This is a genomic window from Robinsoniella sp. (genome assembly GCF_034124845.1).
This window is the reverse complement of the sequence record NZ_JAWYAJ010000397.1, coordinates 1-19,225: the sequence shown is the minus strand read 5'-3', so window position 1 is coordinate 19,225 and position 19,225 is coordinate 1. Positions and strand designations below refer to the sequence as shown.

Sequence of the window (19,225 nt, the reverse complement as noted above, 5' to 3'; positions counted from 1 at the left end):
GCAGAGGATATTTGGCAAGATTATCTGGAAGGAATCGCTTATTTAACTGCGGAACAGATTTTTGCGGATATAATGCTGGTAAGGGGGTAAATATCATATGACGGATACTGCTGCGGAGCTGCCTGCACTGTCAAAAGTGCAAAGATCATTTCATACTCAGGTTATTTTCGGCACTTCTTTTACTTTTTTAACCAGCGGCGTTTTTTTAAGCGGTCTGGCTATATACATGGGAGCAAGCGATTTGCTGGTGAGTTATATCAGTATGATAACGAATATCTGTGGGATATCAATTCTCTTATTCTCTTCCTTTATGGAACGGTTTTACAGTTACAGGAAGATAACCATTGGATTAACAGTTTTATCTAAAGCTGCAACATTGCTGATTGTTTTAATCCCGGTATTAATACCGGCTAATTTTCAGATTATAATTTTTATACCGGTAATGGTTACAGCATTTACTTTACAGGCTCAGACAGCCGTTATTCTGAATAACTGGATGGTCACTTTTGTGGAGGAAAAAAAGAGCGGCAGGTATATTGCGGTAAGACAGACTTTTGTTTTAGGGGCAACGGTTATTTTGTCTCTGGCAGGAGGCAGGCTGCTTGATGCGGTATCGGGTGCATATATTGGATTTATAATTTTATTTTCGGTGGCAATGCTTATGGGGGTTATGGAAATATTGACTTTACTTCGTATTCCTGATACAGAACGGCGAAAAATACCGGTGGAGAAAAGCAGGTTTTCAGATATGGTTCTGTTGCCCATAAAAAACCGCCTGTTTTTGGCATTTGTAGTATATATCTTTTTCTTCTACCTGATGCTTTCCATTGCTGACAGCTTTACGGTAGTATATATGATGCGTTATCTGAAGCTTTCCTATGTCACAACGACTGGTATGCAAATGTTGATCTCATTACCGCAGGTCTTCCTGTTGGGCGTTTGGGGGAAAGTGAGTGACAGAAGAGGACATCAATTTGCACTTACTGCATCTATATGGTTTTTTATAGGTGAAACATTTTTTATGGCATTATCGAATCCCCATAACTTTTATTTCTTTATTCCTGTCGCATTTTTATTTGCTTCAGCAGCGAATGCCGGGTTTATGGTTTCTGTATTTAACCGGCGATATGAGCTTATGCCGGTAGAGGGGCGGATCTTGTACGATAATTTTTATAGTGCTGCGGTGGGGCTGGCATTTATTTTGGGACCTGTTATCGGAGGTGGTGTGAAACGTTTTCTGGAATCCAGTTCATGGTTGGCTGAAGTGATTCAATTTGGAAACATCCGGCTTTTATATGCAATATCAACGGCTGCAATAATATTACTGCAGATTCTGATGATGAGTGTAAAGAGCAAAGGATGTAAAATTACTTTAGAAGGAGGTTGCTGACATGACAAAAACAGATTTGCATATCCATTCCAATTACAGTGATGACGGATCGTTTTCTGTTCCTGAAATTATGAACATGTGTAAACAGTCGGGCATCGGTTTCCTGTCCATTACGGATCACAATACCGTAAAAGGTGTAGCACAAGCCCAGGCATTGGCGGGTCAAATTGGATTAAAGGTTATATCCGGAGTAGAGTTGGACTGTGTCTGCATGGGGCGGAACTTTCATCTGCTGGGTTATGGCTTTGAGTGTACGGATCCGGTGTTTGCAGGGATTGAGCAGAGTATTCTTGTACAAGAACGCAGTGCAGCAGAGAAAAAAATTGAGCTTATCCGGGAAGTGACGGGGATTCCTATTGGAGTGGAAGAAGTACTTGGTGTTTCAGTAGATGGTGTTGTAACAGGAGAATTGATTGCAGAATTGCTGCTTAAAAAGGAAAATGCAAAGGATAATCCTATATTGTTACCGTATCGGCCCGGTGGAAAACGCTCAGACAATCCTTTTGTAAACTTTTACTGGGATTATTTCTCACAGGGAAAACAGGCATATGTGCCCATAAAATACATTTCCATGGAAGAAGCTGTTGACCTGATTCATGCTGCAGGAGGGATTGCCGTCCTGGCACATCCCGGACAGAATCTGCAGGGAGACTATGCTTTCCTACAGCAGATAGTCAAAATGGATTTGGATGGTATCGAAGCGTATTCGTCTTATCACTGCAGAATGGAAATTACTTATTTTATCGAGATAGCTCAGGAAAATAATCTTCTGATCACCTGCGGAAGTGATTTTCACGGTAAGACAAAACCATCCATCCGTCTGGGCGGACATGGGGCAGATGAAGAAATGTCTGCACTTATCCGGGAAAGAATAATGCAGGTATAGGAACAGAAACCGTCCGCACTGATACCGGACGGTTTCTGTTTTGATTATTTATCTTTATGAACCATTTCACCGTCTTTTCCAATCAGATAGCCACCCGTATAAATCACTTTATTTTCCGGTTCATCAAATGCCGGAACCTCTTCATTTAGCAGCTGGAGTGCAGTTTCTAAACCCAGTTTGCCCATTTTTTCAGAATCCTGGAGCATAGTTCCGGACATTTCCCCTTCCACAATGGCATTAACTGCCTGCTGGCTTCCGTCAAAGCCGAATACGAGCACATCTTCTTTGCCGGCTTCTTTCAGCGCCCTGGAAGCACCCAGGGCCATTGGATCATTTTCTGCAAAGAGAACGGCTATATCAGGATGATAAAGTATCATTTTTTTAGTTTTGGTATATGCAAGGTTTTCGTCGGAGTTGGCATATTCCACCGCTGCTATTTTATACCCGGCATCTGTTACCTTAGAAATGAATGCATCGCCGCGGCGATTGGCGTAAACTGCAGAAGATTCACATTTCAGTACTGCCATTTCTTTTGAATGGTCTGGATTGTCTTTTAATAAACTTAAAGCATATTCTGCCACCTTTTCCCCACCGGCAATGCAGTCAGATACAATCAGGGCATCCTTGTCTGAACCGCCGTCACCGATATCCACGATGACAATGGGTATGTTTTTTTCGTGAGACAGATCTACAATTTCTTCCATATATCCCGGATAACAGGGGGAGACAACCAGAGCATCAATGTCCTGTGCAATCAGGCTTTTGCAACCGCGCAGCATTTCTTCCGGATCATTGTTCTGATTGTGGGTAAGCAGTGTAATGCCTAAATTTCCGGCATCCTCTTTTAAACTTTTGTCCATGCGTTTGAAAAAATCGTTTTCAAGCGTATAGACAGACCACCCTACATTAATACCATTGGGGCTTGCAGGTGTGATTTCTTGTATTACGGACTTTGTGATACCGGTATTTCCCGGATCTGAACATCCTGGAACGAGTAAAAACAATGCGCCTGCTGATAAGAATGTAAACAATTTTTTGCAATTTTTTTTGAGTCTCATATTTAAACACTCCTTTATGTGGTTATGATTGCGCACACCAGCTTTAATGATATAATAATAATTAGCTTTTGTATAGTACGTTAAATAAAAAATGTATCTAAAAATGTTATTTTTTCAGATTTATAGGGAAGATGAGAAAAAAGAATCCAGGTCTTTGCACAGCAAGGACCTGGTCCGCCCCCTTCTCTTTCCGAGACAGCATTCGTTGATTATTTTATCTTTTCTTCCTATTATTAAAGAAATAATAATATTGCCATTTATTGACTTTGCAATTTCTCGAGAGTATAATTAGGTATAAGTTTTATTCCGTGTGCAAAAGTGCAGCGGCGCTTGGTACAGGAATGGCATATACTATACCAGAGACGATGGATAAAGGGATGGATAGATGACGAACAACTATACGGGACTGAACGATGATGAAGTACAAAAACGTATTAACCTGGGTGAGGTGAATACGGTAGATACAAATATTTCCAAATCCAATAAGGATATTGTGAAAACCCATACGCTGACTTATTTTAACTTTTTAAATCTATTATTAGGCGTATTGGTTCTGATATCGGGACAATTTAAAAATATTACCTTTATGGGCGTTATTATTATTAATTCAGTAATTGGTATTGCCCAGGAATTAAAAGTAAAGAAGCTGATTGACAAACTGTCGGTTATAACAGCGTCCAAAGCTAAGGTGATCCGAAGCGGTGCCAGAATCATTATCCCGGTGAATGAGGTGGTAATTGATGATATTCTGATTGTGGAAAACGGAGACCAGGTGTGTTCTGATAGTATTGTTCTGGAATCTGACGGGATTGAAGTCAATGAATCCATGTTGACAGGGGAATCCAAGCCCGTGAAGAAGAAACCTGGAGATGTTCTTATGTCAGGCAGCTATCTGGTAGCAGGCAGCGGCATTGGGCGTGTGGAACATGTGGGGGAAGAGAATTATGCTACGGAGCTTGCGAAAAAAGCCAAGAGCAAGAAACGTGCCACTTCGGAAATGCAGCGAACGATTAAACGGATTATTAAAGTGCTGGGTATTTTGATTATTCCGGTTGGAATTTTATTATTCTGGTCTCAGAAAAGCGTTCACGATATCAGTTTTTCAAACGCCCTTGTCAGTACCGTTGCCGGAATTATTGGAATGATCCCGGAAGGGCTGGTCTTACTTACCAGTGTATCCTTTATCCTGGGAGTAGGCCGACTGGCGAAGCAGCGTGCACTGGTACAGGAAATGGAGGCAATCGAGGCTCTCGCCAGAGTAAATGTGCTCTGTCTGGATAAAACAGGTACCATTACCACTGGGAATCTGGAAGTTGTGGAAGTGGTACCTCTGGGAGATACGCAGAGTATCCGCGTTGAAAATATAATGAATGAAATAGCGTTTGCTTTTGATGACGTAAATGCTACGCAAAATGCATTGATGCAGCGTTTTAAGAAAACAACTCTCTGGCAAGTGGAAGAGAAGATTCCTTTTTCTTCAGATCGGAAATACAGGGCGATCCGGTTTGGGCAGGAAGGTGCATTTGTACTTGGAGCACCGGAATTTTTAATCCGGGATGACGAAGAATTAAAAGCCCGGGTGGATGGCTATTCCAATCAGGGTTTCCGTGTTCTGCTTCTTGGAAGCTGCGAGAAAATGTCTCAGGAAGATGGATCGGTGGACGGAGTAACACCGGTGGGACTGGTGGTTATTACTGATCAGATTCGTTCTACCGCTAAGGATACCTTTGCATATTTCAAAGAACAGCAGGTAGAGATTAAGGTTATCTCAGGGGATAATCCCATAACTGTTTCCAATATTGCGGTGAAAGCAGGATTGGAAGGCGGAGAACATTACGTGGATGCTTCCACGCTTCCGGAAGATTTTGAGGAACTCAAAGAGCAGGTTGCAAAATATTCTGTATTTGGCAGGGTTCGCCCGGAGCAGAAACAAAGCATTGTAAAAGCCTATCAGGCAAACCAGAAGGTTGTGGGAATGGTAGGAGACGGTGTCAATGATGTTCTTGCTTTAAAAGATGCCGACTGCGGTATTGCCATGGCAGCGGGAAGTGATGCGGCAAAGCAGGTTGCCCATATTGTACTTCTGGATTCGGATTTTGCATCTATGAAGAACATTGTGCGGGAAGGCCGCATGATCATTACAAATATTGAAAAAGTCAGTGCGCTGTATTTAACAAAAACAATTTATTCCGTTATATTATGTGTTATATTTATATTTTTACAGCGCTCTTATCCCTTTATTCCCATTCAGCTGTCCTGGATTAGCAGTACTGCAATTGGAATTCCCAGTTTTATCTTAACGCTGGAGCAGACAGAAGGTGTGACCACCACCGGATTCTTAAAGCATGTACTGCGGGTATCGCTGCCGGCTGCGCTGACGATGGTTCTCACTATGAGTACGATACAGGCATTAAGTCCTTTCTGGGGTATGAACGAAACAATGACATCTACCTTTAACCTTCTCGTTGGCGGTATGGTGAGTATGCTGGTGGTATTCCGAGTATGCAAACCTATGAATATGCTCAGAAGAGTGCTGAGTATTGGGGTAGTTGCTATATTTTGTACAGGGATTCTGATTGCTCCGGGATTGTTAGGGATATATGATGTATTCCGCTGGGAAGTAATCTTTGTGATACCAATGATCTGTATGGCACTGGTACTGGAACGGGGTTTCGCAAGATTTGTGAACTACTGTTACATTTTAAAGGATAAAATTTCTAAAAAAATATATGAAAAGTTAAGAAAGCATTATACCAGTATTAATTAAACTGGGGAAATCTTGAATACGGCTGCAGAATCAATCAGAACTGGGCTTAAAGCTCTTCTGGGTGATTTTACAGCCGTATTTTATTTGCCCTGCGCATATTTCCAACAGGTTCAAACGGATCTGCACAAGTGCTTGACGGGTCATTTGGCATATTAAGCAGATAAAATTATTGACATATTAAGCAGAGGTAAGATTATTGACATTTTAGACGGAGGTTAGATTAGACCTTGTTTATGACTGAGATTTTCACTGGTGAAGATCATCGGAAAGCTGATACATTTCTTTATAGTCTTTTGGTGAAATGCCGTATTCTTTTTTAAAAGCCCGATAAAAGCTGGAATAGTCTTTAAAACCATATTGCTCGAAAACTCTGCTGATTGGCATACTGCCAAGAATGGCATCTCTGCAGGCATGCAGTCTTTTTTTTGTAATGTACTGGTGGATGGAGATGCCGATATTGTCTTTAAACGTATGGGAAATATAAAACTTGCTGACATAAAAATGCTGTGCCAGATGTTCCAGGGACAGGTCTGCATCCAGGTGATCCGATACATAATTACATATATTCAGATACAGGGATTTTTCTGAAGTGGCGGTTTTCTGATGATTTTGTTCATAAACCAGCCTGTTTAGGTAAAGAACCAGAGTATTAATCTGAAGGGATATTTCAGATTCTTTACCAAATCGATCGTTCCTGGTTTCTTCGATCAGCCGGAAGATCATGGATTGTATGGCGTTAAAGGTAATGACTTCCGTATGGTAGACATAGTGCTTTGCTGTAACGGTATACTGCATCAGGTAGATATAATCGGTTGAGGCGTTGGTGAGCCTGCTGCAGTATTCTTTGCTGATCCAAAGTACAAACCGCCGGTAGGGTTTCTCCTGATCAAGGAAACAGGGGTGATGCTTTGTGCCCGGCGGAATCAGTAAAAAGTCCCCTGGTCTGACGGGGTGGGGGGTTCCATTGATTGAAATGTTCACATTCCCTTCCAGAAAGAAATAAAACTCATAGTAATCGTGGCTGTGGGAGTCCACAGGTGAAAGTCCCAGATCACTGTAATAATAGATTTCAAAATCTTTGGAGCGCATATATTGGCGGGTGCTGAAAGCCGTCTGAAGGTTTTTCTTCATAGTCTTGTAGGAGTCCTTTCTGACTAGTGCCGCCCGGCACAAGCTGATTTTTGGTTATCAAATTCATTTAGTTCAACATACTGTAACAGTTCAGACAGGGTCAGCTCGTCTGAACTGTTACAACATACCGGATTTAGTGCATCGTATCCTTTTGGGGGTAAATCCTATTATAATACGTTACAGCAAGTTTTGCAATGTATACAACAACTATACCAATTGGATTTTTCGGTAATAAAAGTATAATAAGAATTATCAAATAGAGAAAGCTTTGCCAGAGGATGTGCCTACATCCTTGGGAACGATGCATAAGAAAGGTAAATGGTGGATTTTATGGAAATGACATTGAGATGGTATGGGAGCAGGCATGATTCGGTAACTTTAGAACAGATCAGACAGATTCCGGGGGTGACAGGTGTGATTACGACCCTGTATGATTCCGTTCCGGGAGAGGCGTGGAGTACTTCGGATATTCAGGCAATGAAGGATGAAGTGGAGGCAGCAGGGCTTCACGTGTCCGGCATTGAGAGTGTAAATATCCATGATGCGATCAAGGTGGGAACTTGCGGCCGGGATCGTTATATTGATAATTATATTACCACACTTGAGCGATTAGGGCAGGCGGATATTCATCTGGTTTGCTATAACTTTATGCCGGTATTCGACTGGACCAGAACAGAGCTTGCGCGAAAGAGGCCCGATGGCTCTACAGTATTGGCATATAATCAGGAGACTGTAGATAAATTGAATCCGGAAGATATGTTTACTTCCATAGATTCTGATTCCAACGGCTTTGTACTTCCGGGCTGGGAACCAGAGAGGATGTCAAAAATCAAAGAATTATTTGAACTGTATAAAGAAGTGGATTGCGAAATATTATTTGAAAACCTGAAATATTTTCTGGAAAGAATTATGCCGGTCTGTGATAAATATGACATCAATATGGCAATTCACCCGGATGATCCGGCATGGAGCGTTTTTGGACTTCCAAGAATCATTATTAATAAGGAAAATATTTTAAGAATGATGAAAATGGTGGATAATCCTCATAATGGAGTGACATTCTGTTCGGGCTCCTATGGTACCAATCTGGAAAATGATTTGCCTGACATGATCCGTTCCCTGAAAGGCAGGATTCATTTTGCACATGTAAGAAATTTGAAGTTCAATTCCCCAACGGATTTTGAGGAAGCGGCGCATTTATCCAGTGATGGCACATTTGATATGTACGAAATCATGAAGGCTTTGTATGAGATTGGATTTGAAGGCCCGATCAGACCGGATCACGGACGCATGATCTGGGGAGAAGTTGCAATGCCGGGTTATGGTTTGTATGACCGTGCCTTAGGTGCTGCCTATCTCAACGGGCTTAGGGAAGCGATTGTGAAAAACGATCTGAAGCGTGTCCGTTTGGGTCGTTGCTCGCGGGAATAAATAAATTCATATATTTTAAAGAAAAGAGGAACTGGCATGCAGTTAAATAAAATTGGTTTACAGGATAGAACGGCTTGGGAAAAAGCCGGATATAAGCTTCCGGGATTTGACCGGGAAGCAGTGCGGATAAATACCATGGAGCATCCATTTTGGGTCCACTTCGGCGCGGGGAATATCTTTCGGGCTTTTCAGGCAAATGTAGTGCAGAATCTTTTGAACAGAGGCGTTCTGGACCGTGGATTGATCGTTGCGGAAGGCTATGATTATGAAATAATCGGGAAAATGAATGTCCCTCACGATGATTACAGTATTCTTGTCACTTTAAAGGCAGATGGTTCTGTGGAGAAAACAGTGGTGGGCAGCGTCGTGGAATCCCTTACGGCTGATAGTGATAATGACCGGGATTATAATCGTTTAAAAGAGATCTTTCAGAAAGATTCTCTGAAAATGGTCAGCTTTACCATTACAGAAAAAGGCTACAGCCTGGTGAATGGAAAAGGAGAGCAGCTGCCGTCTGTGAAAGCGGATATGGAGTGCGGTCCGAAAAAGCCGGAGAGTTACATTGGGAAAATTGCTGCGCTTTTGTATGAGAGATATCTGTCAGAGGAAAAGCCGGTAGCTATGGTAAGTATGGATAACTGTTCCCACAACGGAAGCAGATTATATGAGGCGGTGGCAGCTTTTGCCAGAGCATGGGAAGAAAATGGAACTGTGAAAACCGGTTTCCTGGAATATGTGAATGATAAAGAGAAAGTATCTTTTCCCTGGACCATGATCGATAAAATCACACCAAGACCGGATCCAACCGTAAAAGAAATACTGGAAAAAGACGGTGTGGAGCAGCTGGATCAGATTGTCACTTCAAAAAATACCTATGCAGCACCATTTGTCAATGCAGAAGAATGTGAATATCTGGTGATAGAAGATGCATTTCCAAATGGAAGACCGGATCTGGAAAGGGGCGGTATCCTTTTCGCTGCCAGAGAGACGGTAGATAAAGTGGAGAAAATGAAAGTGTGCACCTGTTTAAATCCGCTGCATACTTCCCTGGCGGTGTTTGGATGTCTCCTGGGATACGATTTGATTTCCAAGGAAATGAAAGACCCCGCGTTAAAAAAACTGGTGGAAGTGATCGGTTATGAGGAAGGACTGCCGGTTGTGATCAATCCTGGGATTCTGGATCCTGAAAAGTTTATAGATGAAGTCTTGAATGTGAGAATTCCAAATCCATTTATGCCGGATACGCCTCAGAGAATCGCAACGGATACTTCCCAGAAGCTGGCGATACGCTTTGGGGAGACCGTGAAAGCATATCAGAAATCGGAACAGTTAAATGTGAAGGATCTGAAAATGATTCCATTGGTTTTTGCCGGGTGGATCCGTTACCTGGTTGGAGTAGACGATAATGGGGATGCATTTACCTTAAGCCCCGATCCCATGCTGGATACTTTGATGCCCCTGATCAAGGAACTGAAGCTGGGAGGAGAATCCGATGTTCACCGGATACTAAAACCTCTTTTGTCTGATGAGAAGATCTTTGGCATAAATGTGTATGATGCGGGAATGGGAGAACTGGTAGAGTCATATGTAAAAGAAATGACAGCGGGACCCGGAGCCGTAAGAAGCTTATTGAATAAGGTAACCGGTGTATGAATTGAGGGAGAGGATGAAATGAAGCAATTTTTAGATGAAAATTTTCTGTTAAAAAATGATACGGCTAAAACGCTGTATCACAGTTATGCAAAGAATATGCCTATTTTTGATTTCCATAATCATCTGAGCGCCGAGGAAATTTATAAGGACTGCTGTTTTGAAAATATTGGCCGGGTGTGGCTTGGCGGTGATCATTACAAATGGAGAGCCATGCGCGCATATGGAATACCCGAAGAGCAGATTACCGGAAATAAAGTGAGTGACTGGGAGAAGTTTAAAGCCTGGGCAAAAACAGTACAGGCGGCTATGGGTAATCCGCTTTATCACTGGACGCACTTGGAACTACAGCGATATTTTGGAATAACAAAGCCCCTGACACCGGAAAATGCCAAAGAGATCTGGGATAAGTGCAATGAGAAGCTGCAGCAAGAAGAATATTCGGTTCGAAATCTGCTTCAGATGCAGCAAGTAAAAGCATTGTGCACGACAAATGACCCTCTGGAAGACCTTGATTACCACAGGAAGTTAAAAGACGAGGGATATCAGATTCAGGTACTGCCCACCTTTCGTCCGGACAGGGCGATTGCTCTGGAAAAAGATGATTTTGTACCGTATATAAGGGAACTTGGGGAAAAGGTGGGATATGAACTGGCTTCGATTGATCTTTTGCTGGATGCATTAAAAGACAGATTAGACTTCTTCGTAAAAATGGGTTGTGTGGTCAGCGATCACAGCCTGGAATGTAATATCTACCGGGAATCGGACAGAGATGAGGCTGATTTGATTTATCAGAAAAAGCGGGAGGGCAGAGAAATCACTCCTGCAGAATTTGGAAAATACCGCGGATTTGTTCTTCGCAGTCTGGGACGTGAATACCATAGGCGGCAGATGGTAATGCAGCTGCATATCGGGGCACTTCGCAATAATTCATCCCGTATGTTTCGGATTACCGGGGCAGACAGCGGTTTTGACGGGATGAATGATTTTCACTATGCGCCTGAAATCAGTGCACTGCTGGACAGTATGGACAAAACAGATGAATTGCCAAAGACCGTTCTCTATTGCCTGAATCCCAATGACATGGAGATGCTGGCTGTTATGGCTGGTAATTTTCAGGGAGGACAGATAAAAGGGAAGGTACAGCTGGGGGCGGCATGGTGGTTTAATGATCATAAAGCCGGGATGGAAAAACATCTGGAGGATCTTGCAGATGTGGGGATTCTTCCTACTTTTATTGGAATGCTTACCGACTCCAGAAGCTTCTTATCCTTCCCAAGGCACGAATATTTTCGGAGAATTCTCTGTGAAAAACTGGGCAGCTGGGTGGAGGACGGCGAATACCCGCCGGACCTGGCATACCTGGGAAAAGCAGTGGAGGATATCTGTTATGGAAATGCAGCTGCATATTTTGGAATACCCAGCTAATCCCGTCCGTCACCAGAGCGTGTTTGAAACACGCTCCAGGGAGCGGAATGTTCTTCCTATTTCCATTCACGCCGGTATTCTTGCGGGGTGACATTCATATGTTTGCGGAAGATTTTCGTAAAGTAATTTCCACAGGAAAATCCGCAGGATACAGCGATGTGATGAACGGGAAGAGCTGTTTCAAGAAGGAGGGCGGCAGCCTGCTGCAAACGGATGTTTGTCAGGTATTTAATGGGAGGGACGCCGGTTTCTCTGGTAAATTCCCGTGTCAGATGATTGGGGGAAATATCAAGAAGACCTGCGATTCTTTCAATGCCTTCAATGGAATTGTATTGTGTTTCCATAATTTTAATGGCGGCCTGTGTCCGGTTAGAATAATCGGCTTCATTGTGTATGACACTCTGGCAGAGCCGGCACAAAAAACGGTAAGCAAATTCACTGGCAAGAAACGGATGAAACATTCTGCCGCTTTGGGTTTGGTTATATAAGTCGAAAAGAGTCTGAATGGCGCTGTTTTGCAGCGGCAGATCCAGAATCTTTCCGGCTTTTTTTGTGATGAGTTCATAGTAGCTGGAGACTGCGCTGCCTTTTAAGAGCAGAAAAATAAATTCCCAGGGCTGCTCTTCATTATCAGCCGGCATGTAATATTTTTCGTCGTCTGGTATATGTATAAAAAATCCCTGTCCCGGCTTCAGGCTAAAACGTTTACCGTGAGATTCAAAGATTCCTTCCCCTTTTAAGGTATATTGGAAAAGGTAACTGTCGATATTCCGATTCCGGTTATCGAAGTAATAGTCTGTATTAGATCGCTGCTCGATTCCCATGCAGCTAATGGATAAGCATGGGTCCTGGAGTTCATCCGGAAATAAAAAGTTATAAAATCCAAAGTTATATGCCATCAAAAAATTACCCCTTTTATCATATTAGTCAGATTGATTATTTGCCAATAACTGTATATTATAGAATTATGATAACACAGGGTATACGGAAAGTATATAGCAAAAAATTACCATATGGAGGGATACTATGAGCTTTAAAGTAGCATTTATCGGTGCAGGGAGTTTAGGATTTACCAGAGGTTTGTTAAGAGATATTTTGTCTGTGAAAGAGTTTTCTGACATCGAGGTGGCATTTACCGATATGAACGAGGAAAACCTGAAGATGGTGACACAGCTCTGCCAGAGGGACATTGATGAAAACGGGCTTAAAATCAAGATTTTATCCACTACGAACCGGAGAGAAGCATTTCAGAATGCCAAATATGTGATTAACTGTGTCAGGGTGGGGATGCTGGAAGCATTTGCAACGGATGTGGAAATTCCATTGAAATATGGTGTGGACCAATGTGTTGGTGATACCTTATGTATTGGCGGCATTATGTACGGACAGAGGGGAATTGCAACTCTACTGGAATTCTGCAGGGATATTCGTGAGGTGGCAAAACCGGGGTGCATCCTTTTGAATTATTCCAATCCAAACGCCATGCTTACCTGGGCATGCAATAAATATGGAAAAGTTAAGACTTATGGTCTGTGTCATGGAGTCCAGCATGGACATGCGCAGATTGCAAAGGCATTTGGTGTGGAAGTTAAGGATGTGGATATTATCTGTGCAGGACTGAATCACCAGACCTGGTACATCAGCACTAAGATAAAGGGAGAGGAAAGAGTACAGGAGCTCTACGAATTGATGTTAAACCAGCAGGATATGCTGGACAACGAAAATATCCGTCTGGATGTTATGAAAAACTTTGGCTATTATTCAACAGAATCCAATGGCCATCTGTCCGAATATCTTTCCTGGTACCGGAAACGCCCGGAAGATATGGAGAATTGGATTAACTACAGCAGTTGGATTCAGGGGGAGACAGCGGGATATCTAAGAGTTTGCAAAGAGGGCAGAAACTGGTTTGAAACAGACTTCCCAAACTGGATGAAGGAACCTGCAAAAGAATTTAAACAGGAAGAACGGAGTTTGGAACATGGAAGTTACATAATCGAGAGTCTGGAAACAGGACGCCCGTACCGGGGACATTTTAATATTATGAACGAAGGCTGTATCACGAATATACCTGATGAATGCGTGGTGGAAGTTCCGTGTTACGTTGATCACAATGGGATCTCTGTTCCGAAGGTAGGAGATCTGCCGCTTGGATGTGCGGCCATTTGTTCCCAGAGTGTGTGGGTTCAAAAGCTTTCCGTGGAAGCAGCAGTACACGGAGATATCAGACTGTTGTATCAGGCGGCAATGATGGATCCGCTGACAGGGGCCGTATGTACACCAGGCGAAATAAGGCAGATGGTAGATGAGATGTTAATAGCAGGCGAAAAATGGCTGCCCCAGTATACCGGTGAAATTGCAAAGGCAAAAGGGCGTATGCAGGGGGAACTGCTGCCATACCGCCCGGCAAAAGGATTTTCCATGAAAGAAAAATCCGTAGAAGAAATGTCTCAGGATAAGGAAAAAGCCAGAGGTATGGCGCAAGCTGCAGCAAAAGAAAATGTTAATTAATTTGAAATTAGGAATTCATCTAATGATACAAGTGTAATTCAACTTATAAAGTAACAAACTGGCTCCTTTGACATATCTTAATTATAAAGGTATGTCAGAGGAGATTTTTATGACTAAAATTATTTTAGATGCCGGGCATGGCGGTACGGATACCGGTGTTGTTTACAAGGGGCGTCAGGAAAAAGATGATGCATTAAAGCTTACGCAAGCAGTGGGAAAACTATTGGAAGAAAAGGGAATAGAAGTGGTCTATACACGTTCTGACGATGAATACCGGACGCCTATTGAACGGGCAAATATTGCCAATGAGGAACAGGCTGACTACTACATTTCACTGCACCGGAATTCCAGCCCTGTGGAAAATCAGTACTCTGGTGTGGAATCCTTAATTTATGATGACTCCGGTATAAAATCAGATATGGCGGATGATATAAATGGAGAATTGGAAGAAGTGGGATTTAAAAACCAGGGAGTTAAAGTCCGTCCCGGGCTGGTTGTATTAAAAAGGACAAATATGCCTGCTGTTTGGGTAGAAGTAGGATTTATGAACAGCGACGAAGATAATCTGGTATTTGACACCCGGTTTGATGATATCGCCCAGGCGATCGTGAACGGAATTATGGAATCTCTGGACGAAGCTTCGTCACAGCCTACTTATTATCGTGTACAGACCGGAACTTTCAGAAGAAGAGATAATGCGGAGAGACTGTTAGAGCAGCTGCAAAGCCAGGGATTTCCTGCGTTTATCATCAATGAGGACGGATACTACAAAGTACAGGTGGGTGCATTTGAAGTGATGGATAATGCAATTCGTATGGAAGCCACACTTCGCAGGTACGGATATCCTACTTTTTTAGCTACTTAAAAACTGATATAAAAGCCGGAGTCAGAGCGTGTTTGAAAAATTCTCCTGCCATTTTTCAAATACGTTCTGCCTGGAGGCATAAAAAGAATACAAGGTGAATAGTAATATTAAGGGGTATTTTCTCCGCTATGGTATTTTTCAGATCCATGGCGGAGGTTTTTTTGTTTCTGAATTTTTTTTGATTGAAACAGAAATTAGATCATTTAATATACATTGATTTCTATGAGAAATCATATGTATTAACAATATAAGTTTCGAATTCTGCAATAAAGGTCGGATACAGTCAAAAACCCCGCTGCAGTCGCCAAATGGACGCGCCAGCGTGTCCGCTTGGCTCGTTGCTCGCGGGAATAAAAAGATGCAGAATATAGAAATATAAGAAAGGGTGTATGCATGTATTTTTCACGGGATGCATTATACCAATTTATAATTGATAAGTCGAAAAATAAACTTGTTGTAAATGGAATTTTGTCAGCAGGGGTCTGTATTGTAACCGGTATTTATCTGGGAATTGGTTCTTACTTTTCTTCCCACTTTATATTCTGTTCCACAATTAATGGAATCGAATGCGGTAAAATGACAGCGCAAGAAGCAGAAAATGAAATGGCGGAAAACCTGTTGGATTACCGCCTGGAGCTGATTGAACGTGGGGGAAAAAGGGAAGTCATTACAGGCAGAAACCTTGGGCTCACTTATCTGCAGGAAGGGCAGGTGGGACAGATTTTAGAAAATCAAAATGGTTTTTCCTGGGGGGTATCTCTTGGGAAAGGTAAAGATTACAGCGTTGTGCTTCCGGTGGAATATAACCAGGAAGTACTAAATGACCTGATAGACGGCCTGGATTGTTTTTCGCCAGATAAAATCATAGCACCCCAGGATGCCGTCATTGTAGAAAAAGACTATGGCTTTGAGATACAGTCTGAAATTCTTGGAACTACCATCAACAGGGAACGCCTTAGGAAAGCGGTTGAAAATGCAATTGCCACCAGCAGGCAAGTCATTGATCTGGATAAATCCGGGATCTATGAATCACCGGAGGTACTTCACACAGACAGAAGCCTGCAGACTGAATTGAAGCAGTTGAATGATCTGACCACAGCAGATATAATTTTTGATTTTACCGACAGAAAAAAAGAGGTAAACCGCGGTGTCATCCGTGAGCTGCTTTCAAAGGATATGGACGGAAATTATTTTCTGGATGAAAATAAGGTAGGGGAGTGGGTATGCCAGTTAGCTTATGAAACGGATACCTTTGGGCTTTCCAGGGAATTTAAAAAGAACGATGGAAATACCATAACACTTCCAAGGGGCGGTGATTATGGGTGGTGTATCGACCGCCCGGCTACAACGAAGAAATTGTATGAGGCAATTAAAAACGGAATTACCGGTAATATGGATCCTGCCTATCTCTACACGGGAAAAGACAGGGGAAAAAATGATATAGGGAATACATACGTGGAAATTTGCATATCCCAGCAGCGGATGTGGTTTTATAAGGATGGAAAAGAACTGGTAGATACTCCAGTCGTGACAGGCAATCCCAACAAAGGGAATGCGACACCTTCCAATGGGGTATGGGCGATTGACGGAGTGATACATGGGCAGATCTTAAGAGGGGAAGACTATGCGCAGCCGGTGACGTACTGGATGCCTTTTAATGGAAATGTGGGCATTCATGATGCAGGCTCTTTCCGCTCGGCGTTTGGCTATGATATTTATCTCTGGAACGGATCCCATGGTTGTATCAACACCCCTGACAAAGCCGCTGCGGTGATCTTCGATAACGTAGAACGGGGAACGCCTGTAGTGGTGTATGATTAAACTTTGTGGCGGGATAGATGAAATTGGCGCTTGCTTCTGGTTTGGATTTTAAGTATAGTGTCTGGACAAAATTGTTGTAATAAAATAAATTTTTCAAAAAGAATGGAAATATGGATATAGAATATTTCAATCCAGAATGAGAAACCTAATAGTGTATAGCAGAATGTCTGCTTCATAATATGCATGGGAATCGTTTTTGCAATAATTCAAAATATACCTAAAATTCTTATATTTCTTAAAATTATCGAAAAGTACTTTCTCTAATATGCATAAAATGATATGATAGTAGAAAGCATACTACTAGAGCGTGTTTGAAATTCATTCCTGCCATCTTCACGCTGCACTTTGCGGTATCATTGCCCCGAATTCAGGTTACATAGCACGCTTGTCGTCCTATATACGGAACAATTCACCTGCAAACTGGAACACAGCTGTCAGGAAGTAATTTTAAACACGCTCTAGAGTGATTAATGAGGGATGAAAATGAAAGAAGAAAAAAGGGAAGAACTGGAAAAAGAGAAAATCACCGAAGTTGGGAAAGAAATAAACAACAATGTAAATGAGGAATCCACGGATAAAACCTTGGATATTCAGGATAGAAATGATGATTTGGGTGGCGGCGAGGAGCAAAAAAAGCAAGGAACACAAAAAACAGAAGTAATCCAGGATAATAAAGTAAGCCAGGATAAAGGAAATAGTCAAGATAAGGAAGAAATCCAAGACAAAGAAGAAATCCAGGATAAAGAAAAGTACCAGGATAAAGAAGAAACCCAAGACAAACATGAAAATCCGGATGAACAGGAACCCCAAGAAGCAGATAATAAGCAAATTGATCAGGATCAGCAAGAAAAGAATGAAGAAAAAAAAGAAAACCAGGTAGCTGAACACAAAGATCAGGAAAAGGGACAGCAAACCGAACAGCAAATTAATCAGCCGGTGAATGATTCACAAAATGAGGATATTTCGGATACCCTGCCAACAAAGAAAAAAAGCCAGATTTGGAAAAAAATTCTTATTGGTTTTGGATGCTTTGTGGTGCTGTGCATTTTTGGAGTATATATAGGAGGTGCTGTCTATTTCCAGGATAAATTCTTTTTTAATACCAAGGTAAATGGTATGGATGTGTCCAAACAGACCGTTGAGATGGTGGACAACACCATAGCAGATAATATCCATAAATACACCATTACCCTCTTGGAAAGAGGAAAGAAAAAAGAGAAGATAACAGCTGACCAGATCGGATATCACTATGTATCGGGCGGCGAAGTCCAGACTTTTAAAGATCAGCAGAACCCATATACCTGGCCCAGGGCGCTGTGGGAGAATTACCGCTATAAATTTGAATCCAGTACCACATATGATAAGAAAAAATTATCTAAGACCTTACAAGCATTGGATTGTATGAATGAAAAAAATGTTGTGGCACCTAAAGATGCATTTCTCAAGTTTGGTGAAACCACTTACGAAATAGAACCGGAGGTGGAAGGCAACACGGTTGATTATGAGAAACTGGCGGCGCTTGTGAAAGATTTGATTGAACATGGAGAAAAGAAGGTATCTCTGGAAAAGAACGATTGTTATGTGCAGCCGGCTGTACGCCAGGATAATGAGCCGCTGAATCAGTTAATGAATAACCTGAACCAGTACTGCAGAACCAGTATCACCTATGTATTTGGTGAGAAAAGAGAGGTACTGGATGGAAAAACGATTAAAGACTGGGTAACATACGATGAAGCGGGCACGGTAACTTTTGATGAAGAACAGGTACGCAATTATGTAAATATGCTGGCTGATCGATACGATACTTATGACAGACCCAGAGAATTTAAAACCAATGACGGTTCTATGGTAACGGTAAAAGGCGGCAGCTATGGCTGGATGGTTGACCAGGAACAGGAAATTGTTGATTTGACCAAGCTGATTCAACTGGGGGCGGTGCAGGAGAGAACGCCTGCCTTTGCACAGACAGCAGTCAGTTTTGAAAACAGTGATTTGGGACAGGATTATATAGAAATTGATCTGACAAGGCAGCATCTGTGGATGTATATTGGTGGACAGGTGGCAGTTTCCAGTGACTTTGTATCAGGAAGCATGGTAAAAGCAGGTTGTGCAACGCCTGGCGGTACCTATACTCTGTATTATAAGAAATCTCCGGACGTATTAAGAAGTGACAAACCAGGAGACAGTTATGCAACACCGGTGACTTACTGGATGCCGTTTAACGGCGGAATCGGGCTTCATGATGCAAACTGGAGAGGAAGCTTCGGCGGAAATATATATCAGTATA

General features: G+C 42.3%; 14 protein-coding genes. 11 read left to right on the top strand and 3 right to left on the bottom strand.

The features are described from left to right. The first annotated feature begins 97 nt into the window (after positions 1–97). Together ACH2DQ_RS19840 and ACH2DQ_RS19835 are read left to right on the top strand one after the other, a co-directional pair. Positions 98–1,390: an MFS transporter gene (locus ACH2DQ_RS19840; protein WP_394915727.1), complete on the top strand. Its 1,293-nt coding sequence runs from the start codon at positions 98–100 to the stop codon at positions 1,388–1,390. A gap of 1 nt (position 1,391) precedes the next feature. After that, the gene (locus ACH2DQ_RS19835; protein ID WP_394915726.1) at positions 1,392–2,276 is read left to right on the top strand and encodes a PHP domain-containing protein; all 885 of its coding nucleotides are present in this window, start codon (positions 1,392–1,394) and stop codon (positions 2,274–2,276) included. Between the two features lie 44 nt (positions 2,277–2,320). Here the strand turns inward: ACH2DQ_RS19835 and ACH2DQ_RS19830 are convergent, their stop codons facing one another. Next, positions 2,321–3,334 carry a substrate-binding domain-containing protein gene (locus tag ACH2DQ_RS19830; RefSeq protein WP_394915725.1) on the bottom strand — a complete coding sequence of 338 codons (1,014 nt, stop codon included), beginning with the start codon at positions 3,332–3,334 and terminating at the stop codon, positions 2,321–2,323. A 385-nt stretch (positions 3,335–3,719) separates the two neighbouring features. On the opposite strand from ACH2DQ_RS19830, the gene ACH2DQ_RS19825 reads away from it, so the two are divergent. Then, complete coding sequence (locus tag ACH2DQ_RS19825) at positions 3,720–6,101, top strand: HAD-IC family P-type ATPase (protein ID WP_394915724.1); 2,382 nt, start codon at positions 3,720–3,722, stop codon at positions 6,099–6,101. Positions 6,102–6,347: 246 nt separating this feature from the next. Here the strand turns inward: ACH2DQ_RS19825 and ACH2DQ_RS19820 are convergent, their stop codons facing one another. Beyond that, complete coding sequence (locus ACH2DQ_RS19820; protein ID WP_394915723.1) at positions 6,348–7,232, bottom strand: helix-turn-helix domain-containing protein; 885 nt, start codon at positions 7,230–7,232, stop codon at positions 6,348–6,350. 330 nt (positions 7,233–7,562) lie between these two features. On the opposite strand from ACH2DQ_RS19820, the gene uxuA reads away from it, so the two are divergent. Genes uxuA through uxaC form a run of 3 tightly spaced genes read left to right on the top strand, consistent with a single transcriptional unit; the run spans position 7,563 to position 11,741 of the window. After that, positions 7,563–8,663, top strand: a complete 1,101-nt coding sequence (gene uxuA, locus ACH2DQ_RS19815; RefSeq protein WP_394915722.1) for a mannonate dehydratase — start codon at positions 7,563–7,565, stop codon at positions 8,661–8,663. Between the two features lie 36 nt (positions 8,664–8,699). Then, positions 8,700–10,316: a mannitol dehydrogenase family protein gene (locus tag ACH2DQ_RS19810; RefSeq protein WP_394915721.1), complete on the top strand. Its 1,617-nt coding sequence runs from the start codon at positions 8,700–8,702 to the stop codon at positions 10,314–10,316. A gap of 18 nt (positions 10,317–10,334) precedes the next feature. Further along, the gene (gene uxaC / locus ACH2DQ_RS19805; protein WP_394915720.1) at positions 10,335–11,741 is read left to right on the top strand and encodes a glucuronate isomerase; all 1,407 of its coding nucleotides are present in this window, start codon (positions 10,335–10,337) and stop codon (positions 11,739–11,741) included. Positions 11,742–11,797: 56 nt separating this feature from the next. Here the strand turns inward: uxaC and ACH2DQ_RS19800 are convergent, their stop codons facing one another. Continuing rightward, complete coding sequence (locus ACH2DQ_RS19800) at positions 11,798–12,640, bottom strand: AraC family transcriptional regulator (protein WP_394915719.1); 843 nt, start codon at positions 12,638–12,640, stop codon at positions 11,798–11,800. A gap of 127 nt (positions 12,641–12,767) precedes the next feature. On the opposite strand from ACH2DQ_RS19800, the gene ACH2DQ_RS19795 reads away from it, so the two are divergent. From ACH2DQ_RS19795 to ACH2DQ_RS19775, 5 genes are all read left to right on the top strand, one after another. Further along, positions 12,768–14,252, top strand: coding sequence for an alpha-glucosidase/alpha-galactosidase (locus ACH2DQ_RS19795; RefSeq protein ID WP_394915718.1), 1,485 nt, complete (start codon positions 12,768–12,770; stop codon positions 14,250–14,252). 109 nt (positions 14,253–14,361) lie between these two features. Continuing rightward, positions 14,362–15,117, top strand: coding sequence for an N-acetylmuramoyl-L-alanine amidase (locus ACH2DQ_RS19790; protein WP_394915717.1), 756 nt, complete (start codon positions 14,362–14,364; stop codon positions 15,115–15,117). Positions 15,118–15,510: 393 nt separating this feature from the next. Continuing rightward, positions 15,511–16,938: a L,D-transpeptidase family protein gene (locus ACH2DQ_RS19785; protein WP_394915716.1), complete on the top strand. Its 1,428-nt coding sequence runs from the start codon at positions 15,511–15,513 to the stop codon at positions 16,936–16,938. A gap of 307 nt (positions 16,939–17,245) precedes the next feature. Continuing rightward, positions 17,246–17,383, top strand: coding sequence for a DUF6783 domain-containing protein (locus ACH2DQ_RS19780; RefSeq protein WP_394915715.1), 138 nt, complete (start codon positions 17,246–17,248; stop codon positions 17,381–17,383). A 38-nt stretch (positions 17,384–17,421) separates the two neighbouring features. Then, the coding region (locus tag ACH2DQ_RS19775; RefSeq protein ID WP_395027990.1) for a peptidoglycan binding domain-containing protein at positions 17,422–19,225 on the top strand (1,804 nt) is incomplete at its 3' end.

Excerpts from the sequence above, each read along its gene's own strand:
- ACH2DQ_RS19840 (WP_394915727.1), top strand. The coding sequence starts at position 98 with ATGACGGATACTGCTGCGGAGCTGCCTGCACTGTCAAAAGTGCAAAGA.
- ACH2DQ_RS19835 (WP_394915726.1), top strand. The coding sequence starts at position 1,392 with ATGACAAAAACAGATTTGCATATCCATTCCAATTACAGTGATGACGGA.
- ACH2DQ_RS19830 (WP_394915725.1), bottom strand. The coding sequence starts at position 3,334 with ATGAGACTCAAAAAAAATTGCAAAAAATTGTTTACATTCTTATCAGCA.
- ACH2DQ_RS19825 (WP_394915724.1), top strand. The coding sequence starts at position 3,720 with ATGACGAACAACTATACGGGACTGAACGATGATGAAGTACAAAAACGT.
- ACH2DQ_RS19820 (WP_394915723.1), bottom strand. The coding sequence starts at position 7,232 with ATGAAGAAAAACCTTCAGACGGCTTTCAGCACCCGCCAATATATGCGC.
- uxuA (WP_394915722.1), top strand. The coding sequence starts at position 7,563 with ATGGAAATGACATTGAGATGGTATGGGAGCAGGCATGATTCGGTAACT.
- ACH2DQ_RS19810 (WP_394915721.1), top strand. The coding sequence starts at position 8,700 with ATGCAGTTAAATAAAATTGGTTTACAGGATAGAACGGCTTGGGAAAAA.
- uxaC (WP_394915720.1), top strand. The coding sequence starts at position 10,335 with ATGAAGCAATTTTTAGATGAAAATTTTCTGTTAAAAAATGATACGGCT.
- ACH2DQ_RS19800 (WP_394915719.1), bottom strand. The coding sequence starts at position 12,640 with ATGGCATATAACTTTGGATTTTATAACTTTTTATTTCCGGATGAACTC.
- ACH2DQ_RS19795 (WP_394915718.1), top strand. The coding sequence starts at position 12,768 with ATGAGCTTTAAAGTAGCATTTATCGGTGCAGGGAGTTTAGGATTTACC.
- ACH2DQ_RS19790 (WP_394915717.1), top strand. The coding sequence starts at position 14,362 with ATGACTAAAATTATTTTAGATGCCGGGCATGGCGGTACGGATACCGGT.
- ACH2DQ_RS19785 (WP_394915716.1), top strand. The coding sequence starts at position 15,511 with ATGTATTTTTCACGGGATGCATTATACCAATTTATAATTGATAAGTCG.